Origin of the sequence: Streptomyces bungoensis (genome assembly GCF_001514215.1) — a bacterium.
GTDB lineage: Bacteria > Actinomycetota > Actinomycetes > Streptomycetales > Streptomycetaceae > Streptomyces > Streptomyces bungoensis.
The window spans coordinates 1-13,393 of record NZ_KQ948880.1; the positions used below are offsets into that span (position 1 = coordinate 1).

General features: G+C 72.6%; 8 protein-coding genes. 2 read left to right on the plus strand and 6 right to left on the minus strand.

From position 1 onward, the window contains the following. Positions 1-238: 238 nt before the first annotated feature. The 3 genes from AQJ66_RS34800 to AQJ66_RS34810 all read right to left on the minus strand — a co-directional run bounded on the left by AQJ66_RS34800 (position 239) and on the right by AQJ66_RS34810 (position 4,864). On the minus strand, positions 239-1,543 hold the full coding sequence (locus AQJ66_RS34800) for a M50 family metallopeptidase (protein ID WP_061930346.1): 1,305 nt from the start codon (positions 1,541-1,543) through the stop codon (positions 239-241). Then, positions 1,540-2,811, minus strand: coding sequence for a 1-deoxy-D-xylulose-5-phosphate reductoisomerase (gene dxr / locus AQJ66_RS34805; RefSeq protein ID WP_061930349.1), 1,272 nt, complete (start codon positions 2,809-2,811; stop codon positions 1,540-1,542). Before dxr ends, AQJ66_RS34800 begins: the two co-directional genes overlap by 4 nt. A gap of 115 nt (positions 2,812-2,926) precedes the next feature. Beyond that, entirely contained in the window at positions 2,927-4,864 is a 1,938-nt protein-coding gene (locus tag AQJ66_RS34810) for an acyl-CoA dehydrogenase family protein (protein ID WP_061930352.1), read from the minus strand. Between the two features lie 315 nt (positions 4,865-5,179). Between AQJ66_RS34810 and AQJ66_RS34815 the strand changes: the two genes are divergently transcribed. After that, positions 5,180-6,193, plus strand: coding sequence for a LacI family DNA-binding transcriptional regulator (locus tag AQJ66_RS34815; RefSeq protein ID WP_061930354.1), 1,014 nt, complete (start codon positions 5,180-5,182; stop codon positions 6,191-6,193). 139 nt (positions 6,194-6,332) lie between these two features. Continuing rightward, complete coding sequence (locus tag AQJ66_RS34820; protein ID WP_061930357.1) at positions 6,333-8,375, plus strand: glycoside hydrolase family 31 protein; 2,043 nt, start codon at positions 6,333-6,335, stop codon at positions 8,373-8,375. A gap of 49 nt (positions 8,376-8,424) precedes the next feature. Here AQJ66_RS34820 and AQJ66_RS34825 read toward each other — a convergent pair whose 3' ends face one another. The 3 genes from AQJ66_RS34825 to AQJ66_RS34835 are packed head-to-tail and all read right to left on the minus strand — an operon-like array spanning position 8,425 to position 13,368. Continuing rightward, entirely contained in the window at positions 8,425-9,138 is a 714-nt protein-coding gene (locus AQJ66_RS34825) for a GH12 family glycosyl hydrolase domain-containing protein (RefSeq protein WP_061930360.1), read from the minus strand. A 34-nt stretch (positions 9,139-9,172) separates the two neighbouring features. Further along, positions 9,173-11,380 carry a glycosyl hydrolase family 95 catalytic domain-containing protein gene (locus AQJ66_RS34830; RefSeq protein WP_061930363.1) on the minus strand — a complete coding sequence of 736 codons (2,208 nt, stop codon included), beginning with the start codon at positions 11,378-11,380 and terminating at the stop codon, positions 9,173-9,175. Continuing rightward, complete coding sequence (locus AQJ66_RS34835) at positions 11,377-13,368, minus strand: beta-galactosidase (protein ID WP_061930366.1); 1,992 nt, start codon at positions 13,366-13,368, stop codon at positions 11,377-11,379. The genes AQJ66_RS34830 and AQJ66_RS34835 overlap by 4 nt, the downstream gene beginning before the upstream one ends. Between the last annotated feature and the right edge of the window lie 25 nt (positions 13,369-13,393).

Sequence of the window (13,393 nt, forward strand, 5' to 3'; positions counted from 1 at the left end):
TGCCGGCTCTTCCGGCGCTCGGCGAGCTTGGTCGGAACGGACGGCATGCCGAGAGAAATCGCAGTCATCTGCTGTGCAACCCCAAGTCGTGGATCAAGGTCCAGGTCCCGTGAACGGCGGGCTCCAGGCTTCGAGATTACGGCACGGCCGCCGGCACCCACACATCCCACCCGGCAAACACACCCGATGGAAGGCGGCCCGGAGCGAGGTGCTCCGGGCCGCCGTGAACGCGAGGTGGCTAGGAGATTTTCACCGGGTTCACCACGTCCGCGATGAGCACCAGCACGGTGAAGCAGACGAAGATCCCGGCGACCACGTACGCCACCGGCATCAGCTTCGCCACGTCGAACGGGCCGGGGTCCGGGCGGCGCAGGACGCGGGCCACGGCCCGGCGCAGCGACTCCCACAGGGCGCCCGCGATGTGGCCGCCGTCGAGGGGCAGCAGCGGGAGCATGTTGAACAGGAACAGGGACAGGTTGAAGCCGGCCAGGACGAAGACGAACATGGCCAGCTGCTGCGAGGCCGGGATGTTCAGGGTGGCGATCTCGCCGGTGACGCGGGCCGCGCCGACGATGCCCATCGGGGAGTCCGGCTCGCGCGGCCCGTCACCGAAGGCCGCGTTCCACAGGGCCGGGATCTTGCCGGGCAGGGCGACCAGGGAGTCGACGGCGTCGCCGACCCGGTCGCTCATCCAGGTCACCGACTCCCCGAAGCTCTGCTGCTGGACGGCGGTGGCGGCGCTGAAGCCCAGGAAGCCGGCCTTGACGTACTTGCCCTGGACGTAGGTGCCGCTGGAGTCCTTCTTGGCGACCTGGTTGGTGGCGATCGTGGCGTGCAGGGTGAGCTGCCGGCCGTCGCGCTCGACCACGATCGGGACGGTCTTGCCCGCGCTGTCGCGGATGAGGTCGGACAGCGTGTTCCAGTCCTTGGTCGGCGTGCCGGCGAAGGAGACGATCCTGTCGCGCTTCTGCATGCCGGCGGCCGCGGCCGGGGAGGCGGGGTCGGACTTCCTGCAGCTGTCGCGGTGCTGGCTCTCCGCGATGACGCAGGGCGAGACGGCGGCGACGGTGGTCGTCTGCTGCTGGATGCCGAAGCCCATCAGCACGGTCAGGAACAGGCCGATCGCGAGCACCAGGTTCATGAAGGGGCCCGCGAACATGACGATGACCCGCTTCCACGGCTTGCGCGTGTAGAACATGCGCGTCTCGTCACCGGGCTTGAGCTCCTCGAAGGCGGCCGAGCGGGCGTCCTCGATCATGCCGCGCCACGGGGAGGTGGAGCGGGCGGAGATCCGGCCGGCCTCGTCGGGCGGGAACATCCCGATCATGCGGATGTAGCCGCCGAGCGGGACGGCCTTGATGCCGTACTCGGTCTCGCCCTTGTGCCGCGACCAGATGGTCGGGCCGAAGCCGACCATGTACTGCGGGACGCGGATGCCGAAGAGCTTGGCCGTGGACAGGTGCCCCAGCTCGTGCCACGCGATCGAGACGAGCAGGCCGACCACGAAGACCACTATGCCGAGGATGAACATCAAGGTCGTCATGCACGCGCCTCCGCGGTCGCCGTCGTGGCTGTCAGTTCCCGGGCCCGGGCCCGCGCCCAGGTCTCCGCTTCGAGGACGTCCGACACGGTGAGTGAAGTTCCCGTGACCGGGGTGCCGTGTTCCTCCACCACCCGGGTGACGGTCTCCATGATGCCGTTGAAGGGCAGTGCGCCGTGGCGGAAGGCCTCGACGCACTCCTCGTTGGCGGCATTGAACACCGCCGGGGCGGTGCCCGCGAGCTGCCCCACGTGCCGGGCGAGGTTCACCGAGGGGAAGGCCTCGTTGTCCAGGGGGAAGAACTCCCAGGTGGAGGCCTTGCTCCAGTCGAAGGCGGGAGCCGCGTCCGGCACCCGTTCGGGCCAGCCCAGACCGATGGCGATGGGCCCGCGCATGTCGGGGGGCGTCGCCTGGGCGATCGTGGATCCGTCGGTGAACTCGACCATCGAGTGAACATACGACTGGGGATGCACGACCACCTCAATGCGGTCGAAGGGAATGTCGTAGAGCAGGTGTGCCTCGATGACTTCCAGGCCCTTGTTGACGAGGGTCGCGGAGTTGATCGTGATGACCGGACCCATGGCCCAGGTGGGGTGGGCGAGGGCGTCCTCGACGGACACGTGCGCCAGCTCGGCCTTCGTCCGGCCGCGGAAGGGGCCGCCGGAGGCGGTGACCACCAGCTTGCGCACGTCGGCGCGGGTGCCCGAGGCGAGGGCCTGGAACAGCGCGGCGTGCTCGGAGTCGACCGGGATGATCTGGCCGGGCTTGGCGAGCGCCTTGACCAGCGGGCCGCCGACGATCAGCGACTCCTTGTTGGCCAGGGCGAGGGTGCGGCCCGCCTCCAGGGCGGCCAGGGTCGGGGCGAGGCCGATCGACCCGGTGATGCCGTTGAGCACGGTGTGACAGTCGGAGGCGGCGAGCCGGGTGGCCGCCTCCGGCCCGGCGAGGATCTCGGGGAGCGGTTCCCCGGGGCCGTAGCGCTCGGTCAGGGCCTCGCGCAGGGCCGGTACGGCGTCCTCGCGGGCGACCGCCACGACCGGCACCCGCAGCCGGTGCGCCTGCTCGGCGAGCAGGGCCGGCCGGCCGCCGTTCGCGGACAGGGCGGTGACCCGGAAGCGGCCGGGGTTGCGCAGCACGAGGTCGATGGCCTGGGTTCCGATGGACCCGGTGGAGCCGAGGATCACCACGTCCTTCGGGCCGTCGCCCGCGACGGGGTCGTACACGAGGTGCGGGTCGGCGAGGGGTGCGGGACTGGCGGGACTGTCGGTCATCCCCCCATTGTCGCGTGCGGCCGCGGTGCTCCGGACAGGGTGTCCCCCGTCCGCGTCAGGGCCGGCCCGGACCGGACCGTCGGGGGTCCCGCCGGTCCGGTCCGGAAGCGGGCTCCTACGACCCGAAGGGGCGGCGGGCGTTCTCGCGGGTGCTCGGGCCGGGGGTCGCGTCGGCGATCCAGGGGCCGTCACCGGAGGGGTCGACGACTCCCTCCTCCAGCCACTCGTAGGCGCCGCCGAGGACGCCCCTGACCACCTTGCGGTCCAGCTCGTCCGTGTTGGACCACAGGCGGCCGAAGAGCTCCTCGACGCGGACGCGGGCCTGGTGGCAGAAGGCGTCGGCCAGTTGGTAGGCCTCGCGCCCGTGCCGGCCCTCGCCGCGCATCCGCTCGGCGCGCACGCAGGCCGCGCTCATCGCGAACAGTTCGGCGCCGATGTCCACGATCCGGCCGAGGAAGCCCTGCTTGGTCTCCATCCGGCCCTGCCAGCGGGACATGGCGTAGAAGGTGGAGCGGGCCAGCTTGCGGGCATGCCGCTCGACGTAGCGCAGATGCCCGGACAGGTCGACGCCGTGCTTGAACTCGGCGTACGAGGTGGGCAGTTGCCCGGGGCCGGCGACCAGTTTCGGCAGCCACTTGGCGTAGAAGACGCCGGCGTTGGCGCCCGCCCTCGCCTTGTCGGACAGGGTCTTGTCGGGGTCGATGAGGTCGCCGGCGACGGAGAGGTGTGCGTCGACGGCCTCGCGGGCGATGAGGAGGTGCATGATCTCCGTGGAGCCCTCGAAGATGCGGTTGATGCGCAGGTCGCGCAGCATCTGCTCGGCCGGTACGCCGCGTTCCCCGCGCGCCTTGAGGGACTCGGCGGTCTCGTAGCCGCGCCCGCCGCGGATCTGGACCAGTTCGTCGGCGATCAGCCAGGACATCTCGGATCCGTAGAGCTTGGCGAGGGCGGCCTCGATACGGATGTCGTGGCGGTCCTCGTCGGCCATCTGGGAGGACAGGTCGACGACGGCCTCCAGGGCGAAGACGGTGGCCGCGATGAAGCTGATCTTGGAGCCGACGGCCTCGTGCAGCGCGACCGGCTTGCCCCACTGCTCCCGCTCGGCCGCCCACTGGCGGGCGATCTTCAGGCACCACTTGCCGGAACCGGCGCACATGGCGGGCAGCGACAGCCGGCCGGTGTTGAGGGTGGTGAGCGCGATCTTCAGGCCCGCGCCCTCGGGCCCGATCCGGTTGGCGGCCGGCACGCGGACCCGGTGGAAGCGGGTGACGCCGTTCTCGATGCCGCGCAGGCCCATGAAGGCGTTGCGGTTCTCGACGGTGACGCCCTCGGAGGCGGCTTCCACCACGAAGGCGGTGATGCCGCCCGGGTGGCCCTCGGACTTCGGCACGCGGGCCATGACGACGAGCAGGTCGGCGACCACCCCGTTGGTGGTCCACAGCTTCACCCCGTCGAGCACGTATTCGTCGCCGTCGGGGACGGCCGTGGTGGCCAGGCGCGCCGGGTCGGAGCCGACGTCGGGCTCGGTGAGCAGGAAGGCGGAGATGTCGGTGCGGGCGCAGCGGGGCAGGAAGGCGTCCTTCTGCTCCTGGGTGCCGAACATCTTCAGCGGCTGCGGTACGCCGATCGACTGATGGGCGGAGAGCAGGGCGCCGAGCGCGGGGCTCGCGGAGCCGGCGAGAGCGAGTGCCTTGTTGTAGTACAGCTGGGTGAGGCCGAGGCCGCCGTACTTCGGGTCGATCTTCATGCCGAGGGCGCCGAGTTCCTTCAGGCCCGCGACGACCTCGTCGGGGATGCGGGCCTCGCGCTCGATGCGGGCCGAGTCGACCTCGCTCTCGCAGAAGGCGCGCAGCCGGGTGAGGAACTCCTCGCCGCGGCGCTCGGACTCGGGGTCCGGGAGCGGGTGGGGGTGGATGAGATCGAGCCGGAAGCGGCCGAGGAAGAGTTCCTTGGCGAAGCTGGGCTTGTGCCAGTCCTGCTGCCGGGCGGCCTCCGCCACCTGGCGGGCCTCGCGCTCGGTGACGGTGGTGCGGGGTGTGGTGGTGGCGGACATGGAGGGCTCACCTCGCCGCGAAGAGGGATGATGCGGACCGTTCGTTACCGACCAGTGCTACTGGATCGTTGGTACCCGAAACGGGCCGACCTCACCACCCCTCGCGCGTCCGATCGGCCGAAAGCGCCGCCGCCGCGACGGGGCGCGGGTGTGTACTGCTGCCCTCGGCCGTCTCCCGGGTCGCAGGAAATACTGTCGAAGCGCTTCGACAGCCTATGGACACCCACTCGCGCTGGAGCTACTGTCGAGACACCCTCACTCGCCCTTGTCAGCCATGCGCCGTGTCGAAGCGCTTCACAAAGCTTGGAGAGCTGGATGGTCACCCTTGCCGAGGTCGCCCAGCACGCCGGAGTCTCGGCGAGCACGGTGAGCTATGTCCTCAGCGGCAAGCGGTCCATCTCCGCCACCACCCGGCAGCGGGTCGAGCAGAGCATCCGGGAGCTCGGCTACCACCCGAACGCGGGGGCCCGCGCCCTCGCGAGCAACCGGTCGAACATCATCGCGCTGATGGTCCCCCTGCGCACCGACATGTACGTGCCGGTGATGATGGAGATCGCCATCGCGGTGGCCACCGCGGCCCGTACGCACGGCTACGACGTGCTGCTGCTCACGGGTGAGGAGGGCCCCGACGCGGTCCGCCGGGTGACCGGCAGCGGGCTGGCCGACGCGATGATCCTGATGGACGTCCAGCTCGAGGACGAGCGGCTGCCGCTGCTGCGCGGCAGCGGCCAGCCGTCCGTGCTGATCGGCCTGCCCGCCGACGCGTCCGGCCTGACCTGCGTCGACCTGGACTGGACGGCGACGGGCGCGCTGTGCGTGGAGCACCTGGCGGGACTCGGCCACCGTGACGTCGCGGTCGTCGGCGAGGCCCCGGCCGTCTACGAGCGGCACACGGGCTTCGCCGAGCGCACCCTGGAGGGCCTGCGCTCGCGCGCGCGTGCGGCGGGCGTGCGGCTGCTGCACCGTGCCTGCGAGGGCGGGTACGACGCGATGGCCGTGACGCTGGCCCGGATCCTCGAGGAGCGCCCGGGGACCACCGGGTTCGTCGTGCAGAACGAGTCGGCGGTGGAGCCGCTGCTCGCGCTGCTGCGCCAGCAGGGCCGGGCGGTGCCCGAGGACGTGTCGGTGGTCGCGATCTGCCCGGACCAGGTCGCGGTGCAGGCCTCCGTGCGGCTGACCTCGGTCGCCATCCCCGCGCAGGAGATGGGCCGGCACGCCGTGGAGCACCTGGTGGCCAAGCTGGACGGGCGGGGCGGCGACGAGGTCGTGCTGCTCGCGCCCGAGCTGACCGTGCGGGCGAGTTCGGGGCCGGCGCCCGCCGCGTCCTGACGGCTCCCCCTCACGCACACCGTGCTCCGGCGGACGGGGCACACCGCTGCCTGCTTGTTCTGCCTGCTTGTTCTGCCTGCTCGTTCTCTCCGCTTCCTCTGCCTGCTTCCCCTGTCTGCACTCCTTCAGGAGCGTGCCCGTGAACCAGCCTGCCGGAATCCAGCCCCGGATCAGCCTCGCCCAGTCCTCACCCACCGTCGGCACCTTCCGTGAGCGGGACGGCGCGCTGGAGTGGAGCGGGCGCCAGGAGACGGTGCGCATCGAGCCGTGGGGGCCGGACGCGGTCCGGGTGCGCGCCCGGCTCGGCGGCCCGGTCCTGGAGTCGCTGCCGGGCGCCCTGCTCGACGGGCGCCCGCCGGCGCACGGCACCGTGAAGACCGGGGACGGCGAGGCGCGGCTGACCGTCGGCGCGCTGACCGTGGAGGTGAGCGCCGAGGGCCTGATCCGCTTCCTGCGCACCGACGACGGCGGCGAACTGCTCGCGGAGGAGCGCGCGCACTTCTGGTGGCCGGGCTCGCGCCTGTACACGGCGGTCGGGGGCGGTCACCACCGGCTGGAGCAGCGGTTCGCCGCGTACGAGGGCGAGAGGCTCTACGGCCTGGGCCAGCACCAGCACGGCCGCCTGGACCAGAAGGGCCTGGTGCTGGACCTGGTGCAGCGCAACGCCGAGGTGAGCGTGCCGGTGCTGGTGTCCAGCCGCGGTTACACCCTGTTGTGGAACAACCCGGCGATCGGCCGGGTGGAGCTCGCGGCCAACGGAACCCGCTGGGTGGCCGACTCGGCCCGGCAGCTGGACTACTGGATCACCGCGGGCACCCCGGCCGACGGCCAGCGCGCCTACGCGGCGGTGACCGGCCGCACGCCGATGCTGCCGGAGTGGGCGGCGGGCTTCTGGCAGTGCAAGCTGCGCTACCGTACCCAGGACGAACTCCTCCGGGTGGCCCGGGAGTACAAGCGCCGGGGACTGCCGATCTCGGCGATCGTCTGCGACTTCTTCCACTGGACTCACCTCGGCGAGTGGAAGTTCGACCCGAAGGAGTGGCCCGACCCGGCGGCGATGGTCCGCGAGCTGGAGGAGCTGGGCATCAAGCTGGTCGTCTCCGTGTGGCCGTCGGTGTCCCCGCTGTCGGAGAACCACCCGGTCATGGAGCAGCGCGGCTACTTCATCGGCACCCAGTACGGCCCGATGGCGCACGCCGACTGGCCGGACAAGGAGGTCGCCTCCACCGTGCAGGTGGCGTTCTACGACGCCACCAACCCCGGGGCGCGGGAGTTCGTGTGGTCGAGGGTCAAGGAGAACTACCTCGACCCGTACGGCATCACGGCGTTCTGGCTGGACGCCTGCGAACCGGAGCTGAAGCCGGGCTTCCCGGAGAACCTGCGCTACTGGGCCGGGCCCGGCCTGGAGGTCGGCAACCTGTACCCGGCCGAGAACGCCCGCACCTTCGACGAGGGGCTGCGCGCGGCCGGGGTGGACGAGGTGATCACCCTCAACCGCTCGGCGTGGGCGGGCAGTCAGCGGCACGGCGCCGCCCTGTGGTCCGGTGACATCGGCACGGACTTCGCGACCCTGCGCCGGCAGATCGCGGCCGGCCTGAACACCGCGCTGTCCGGCATCCCCTGGTGGAACACCGACATCGGCGGCTTCCACGGCGGCGACCCGGACGACCCGGCGTACCGGGAGGTGATGGTGCGCTGGTTCCAGTTCGGCGCGCTGTCCCCGCTGATGCGGCTGCACGGCTTCCGCGACCCGGGCATGGAGCTGGGCCCGGACATGACCGGCGGGCCCAACGAGGTGTGGTCGTACGGGGAGGAGGCCGGCGCGATCCTGGAGCGGTACCTGCGGCTGCGCGAGCGACTGAAGCCGTACGTCCTGCGGGTCATGCGGGAGGCGCACGAGGAGGGCCTGCCGGTGATGCGGCCGCTGTTCCTGGAGTTCCCCGGGGACCAGGCGGCCTGGAGCGTGGACGACGCCTACCTCTTCGGCCCGGACCTGCTCGTCGCGCCGGTGCTGACCGCCGGGGCCACGGCCCGCACGGTGCACCTCCCGGCCGGCGCGCGCTGGACCGACGCCTGGACGGGCGCGTCGTACGAGGGCGGCGCGGCGGTGACGGTGGACGCCCCGCTGGACCGCATCCCGCTGTTCCTGCGGGACGGGGCCGAGCTGCCGATCGCTGAGTGAACGGGAGGGCCGGTCCCGCACGGGACCGGCCCTCGTCCGCCTCGGTTGCTCAGCCGCTGCTGACGCTCTCGCTGTTGACGGTGAAGTTCAGCCCGCCGGAGGACGAGGTGATCTCGAAGCCGAACTGGAGGTCGCCGATGGTCACGTTGCCGAACCAGCCCTTGGTGTCCTTGATCCACTTCAGGATCGGCAGGATGTTCACCGTGCCGGAGCTGGAGTTGGAGCTGCGGACGAAGGAGAACACGTCGTTGGAGCCGTTGTTGCCCTTGTAGACGGTCCAGGTGGAGCCGCCGAGGGACACGGTGCCCTGCGAGCTGCCGAGCGGGCCGACGGCTCCGGTCTTGTTGACCCAGAGCATGATCTCGTACTTGTAGCCGGTGTCCCAGATGTCGTACGACGTGTTGTACGCGCCCGACGACGGGACGCTGACGTTGTAGCCGCTGGTCAGCGAGGAGAGCGAGGTGATCGACTTGTTGATCACCTTCTTGGCGTTGGGGTAGGCCTTGATGCCGCCGGTGTTCGGGTGGTTGGCGTTGACGCCCCAGTTGGTGCCGGAGTCGGCCCAGATGCACTGGGTGCCGGCGCCGGAGCCCCAGATGTCGTTGTAGAGCGTGTAGCCGTTCAGGGTGGTGCTGCCCCACTGGTCGCAGGAGGACCAGACGGCGGCGGAGGCGGGTGCCGCAGCGAGGCCGGCGGTGGCGCCGAGGGCCAGGGCGGGGGCGATCAGGGCCGTGGCGATCCGGCTCGGGAGGGTGGTTGCCATGGTGTCCTTCCATGGGTGGGGGGGTTTCCTTCGCTCACCGCGCCCCCAGGGTGAGGACGCGGTCTTCTCCGGCGACCAGGTCGAGCGGCTCGGCGCCGGAGGAAGTCCGCAGTTCGATGCGGTGGGTGCGGCCGGGCCTCAGGACGGCGCGGGCGCCGTCCGGGTCCCAGGCGAGGTCCAGCTCCGCGCCGAACCGGGTGCGCACGCCCCGCAGTTCGCCCCGGGGGAAGGCGGCCGGCACGGCGGGCAGCAGCACCAGGCGGTCCGGGGTGGACTGCACGAGCATCTCGATCAGCACGGCGGGCAGGGCGTGCGCGGCGTCGGCGTTGTAGACGTCCCGGTGCGGATAGTGGGAGCTCATCAGGGAGGCGTGGAAGAAGTCGCCTTCCAGCACCTGGCGCAGGGCGTGCGCGACCCGGCCGGCGTCCCGGAGGCGGGCCGCGACGAGGGCGTGGTGGAGGTGGCCGTGCGCCGAGTCGTTCTCCGCGCCGCGCAGTTCGAGGGCGCGGTGCGCGGCGGCGGCCAGGTCCGGGGTGTCGTAGGGGGTGATCTCCTCCAGGGGCCAGACGCCGTAGAGGTGGCTGAGGTGGCGGTGGTCGTAGGTGTCGTCCAGGCCGGGCCAGGCCCACTCGGCGAGGGCGCCATCGGCGTTGACCCGGTGCGGGGGCAGCCGGTCGGCCAGCGCGCGCCACTTCGCGGCCCGGCCGGGGTGGTAGCGGGCGGCGGTGAGCAGGGCGTGCCGGGCGGCGGAGAGGTCCATGGCCGCGTTCAGGGCGCCCCAGCTGCCGCGCGCGGGGCGGTTCTCGGGCGAGTAGGAGGGGACGACGACGAGCCGGCCACGGGCGTCGGTGCGGGTGAGGAAGTCCTCGTAGAAGGCGGCGGTCTCGGCCAGGGCGGCGGCGGTGCGCGGGTCCGGTGCGCCGCGGGTCTCGTCGTGGTCGACCAGCGGCTTGAGCAGCCAGTCGGCCCCCGCGGTCCACAGGTGCAGGGGGTACTCCCGGCTGAAGTGGTAGGCGTACCCGGACTCGCCGTCGGTGTGGGTGGGCGCCACCGCGCCCCGGGCGCCGTAGACGGCGCGCGCGTTCTCCCGCCAGTCACCCAGCTGACGGTGCACCAGGCCGGCTTGTGCCTCGGTCACTTCGGGGAGTGCCGCGGCGGCCGCCGAGGCGGTCTGCAGGTTGAGGTTGGCGTTGGTGGTGAACGCCCCCGACCAGGCGGTGTCCCAGTCGCCGGTCCACAGGCCGGGCAGCCGGGGCGGGAACAGGCCGCTGCTGGAGAGCAGGTGGTAGCGGCCGGCGGCGAAGAGCCGCTCCACGAGGGCGGTGCCGGGCGGCCGCCTCAGCAGTTCCGAGCCGGGCAGGGCGCGCTCTGCCGGGTCGGCGCCGAGGTCGAGGGTGACGCGCCGGTAGGCGGTGCGGTGCCGGTCCAGGTGCCGGCCGAGGAGCTCGTCGTAGACCCGCGCGCCGTCCCCGGCGAGGTCGCGCAGCAGCCGGCCCTCGGCGGTGACGTCGAGTTCGCCGGTGTGGCGGCGCACCCGGGTGAGCAGCAGGACCGAGCGGGCGCCGGTGATCCGGACGCCGGGCGGGACGAGCTCGGTGGTGCCGCCGCGGACCGCGAGGAGCGTGACCCCGGTGTAGGCGCGGTCGCTGCCCGGATAGCGGGCGCGCAGGCTGAGCAGGGCGCCCTCGGGGGTGAGCAGCGCGCCGTGCCCGACGCCCAGTCCGGTCGGGACGCCCGGGAGCCGGTGGTCGAGGGTGACGGCCAGGTCCGGCGCCGTGACCTCCTGCACGATCACGTCGTCGGCGCGGGAGACGAAGACCCGGCTGCTCCAGCCGGCGCGGGCGGCGGTGACCTCGCCGGTGCGGAAGTCGACGGCCCTGCGGTAGCCGTGTTCGTCGTCGGCGGGCCTGCGCAGCCGGACCTGGAACGCCGGGTGGAAGGGCTGCACCCACTGCAGGGGGCGGCCGTCGGTGAACTCCTCGGCGGCGGTGAGGTAGCCGGCGAGCAGCCGGTCCCGCAGCGCCGGGAGCCGGGCGGCGAGGCGGGGCGGGCGGGCGTGTTCACCGCCGTTGGGGCGGACCAGGGTGTGGTGGGTCACGACCACCCGGTCGTCGTCCGGATCACCGAACACGAGGACGCCGTGGTGGCCGTTGCCGGCCAGGAACGCGTCCTCCCAGCGGGCGGCGGGGGCCGGCTCCCAGGTGCCGTGGACGGGCCCGTGCGCCTCCGGTTCCGGTGTCACGGCCGCAGCACCGCCACGCCGTGGCGGCCGAGGGCGACCTCGCCCGTGACGGCCGTGTCCCCGAGCAGCTCCACGTGGGTGCCCGGCACCCGGACGGTGACCGGTTCGCGCCCGTGGTTGAGCAGGAACAGCAGCTCGCCGCGGCGCACCGCCTCGACGCCGGCCGGGAGGCCGTCGAGGACGGGGGGCACGCCCGCTCCGGCCGCGATGCGGGTGAGCAGCGCGCGCAGCGCGCCGGGTTCGGGGAGCGTGGAGACGTACCAGGCGCGGCCCCGGCGCAGCACGGCGGGCAGCCCGTCCAGCTCGCCGCCCCGGTACACGGCTTCGGCCGAGGCATCCTCGGTCGCGTCGATCTCCTCGGACCACAGGGTCCCGCGGAAGCCGTCCGTCGCCGCCGTCTCCCCCGCCTCCAGGGGCCACCACTCGTGCAGGGTGCGGATGCCGAGCAGCTCGCGCAGCCGGGCGTCCATGCCGCCGGGGCGGACCCGGTCCTGCTCGTCGGCGATGCCGGTCAGGAAGCCGCAGACCAGCGTGCCCCCGTCGCGGACGTGGGCGAGGAGGCTGTCGATCGCGGTGTCGGTGAGGAGGTAGAGCTGAGGGACGACGAGCATCCGGTACGCCGACAGGTCGTGGCCGGGGTGGGCGAAGTCGGTGGGCAGGTTCGCCTCCCACAGCGCCCGGTGCCAGGCGTGCAGCACGGTCGGCAGGTCCGCCTCGGTGGACGGCCGGCCCTCGTGGTCGCCGGCCCACCAGGAGTGCCAGTCGTGCAGGATCGCGATGTCCGCGCGGCTGTGCCGGCCCGCGACGTGCTCCCCGATCCGGGCGAGTTCGCCGCCGAGCCGCATCACCTCCTGGTACGTGCGGCCCTCCTCGCCCGCGTGACTCACCATCCCGGAGTGGAACTTCTCCGCGCCCTGCCGGGACTGGCGCCACTGGAAGTAGCAGACGGCGTCGGCGCCCCGGGCGACGGCCTGGAAGGACCACAGGCGGTTCAGGCCGCGTGGCTTGGGGTGGTTCACCCCGCGCCAGTTGACGGGCCCGGCCGCCTGCTCCATCAGCATCCACGGGCCGCCCGCCTGGGACCGGGCGAGGTCCTGCACCAGGGCCCCGTGCTGGGCGCCCAGCGGGTCGCGCGGGTCGGGATAGAGGTCGACGGAGACGACGTCCTCCTCCTCGGCCCAGCGCCAGGCGTCCTGCCCGGGGAACAGCGGCATGAAGTTGGTGGTGACCGGCAGGTGCGGGGTGTGCCGGCGGACGATGTCCCGCTCGGCCGTGTAGCACTCCAGCAGCATGTCGGAGGTGAAGCGGCGGAAGTCCAGCACCTGGCCGGGGTTGTTCATGTAGTGCGCGTGGCGCGGCGGCAGGACGCCGTCCCAGGTGTCGTAGCCCTGGCTCCAGAAGGCCGTGCCCCAGGCGGAGTTGAGGGCGTCGAGGGTGCCGTACCGGGCGCGCAGCCAGCGCCGGAAGGCGGCGGCCGCCTCGTCGCCGTAGTCGGCGGTGCAGTACTCGTTGTTGATGTGCCACATGGTGAGGGCCGGGTGGCCGGCGTAGCGGGCGGCCAGGTCCTCGGTGATGGCGGCGGCGTACCGCCGGTAGGTGGCGCTGGAGTGGGAGAAGTGCTGCCGGCCGCCCCACCACTCGACACGGCCGTCGGCGTCGCGGGGCAGGGTGTCCGGGTGCAGGCGGCCCAGCCACGGGGGCGGGGAGGAGGTGGGGGTGGCGAGGACGACGCCGACGCCGTGCTCGTGCATGAGGTCCATGACCCGGTCCAGCCAGCCGAACTCCCGCCTGCCCGGCTCGGGTTCGAGCCGCGCCCAGGAGAACACGCCGAGCGTGACGGAGTTGACCCCGGCGTCCTTCATCAGCCGGACGTCCTCGGGCCAGGTCTCCTCGGGCCACTGCTCGGGGTTGTAGTCGCCGCCGAAGAGGACGCGGCCGCGGGTGGCGTCGGCGAGGGTGGGCGTCGGCCGCCGTGGGGTGGATGGCATGGGTGCCTCGCTGAGCGTGGTGGGT

Coding starts and splice junctions, on each gene's coding strand:
- AQJ66_RS34800 (WP_061930346.1), bottom strand. CDS start 1,543: ATGACGACCTTGATGTTCATCCTCGGCATAGTGGTCTTCGTGGTCGGC.
- dxr (WP_061930349.1), bottom strand. CDS start 2,811: ATGACCGACAGTCCCGCCAGTCCCGCACCCCTCGCCGACCCGCACCTC.
- AQJ66_RS34810 (WP_061930352.1), bottom strand. CDS start 4,864: ATGTCCGCCACCACCACACCCCGCACCACCGTCACCGAGCGCGAGGCC.
- AQJ66_RS34815 (WP_061930354.1), top strand. CDS start 5,180: ATGGTCACCCTTGCCGAGGTCGCCCAGCACGCCGGAGTCTCGGCGAGC.
- AQJ66_RS34825 (WP_061930360.1), bottom strand. CDS start 9,138: ATGGCAACCACCCTCCCGAGCCGGATCGCCACGGCCCTGATCGCCCCC.
- AQJ66_RS34835 (WP_061930366.1), bottom strand. CDS start 13,368: ATGCCATCCACCCCACGGCGGCCGACGCCCACCCTCGCCGACGCCACC.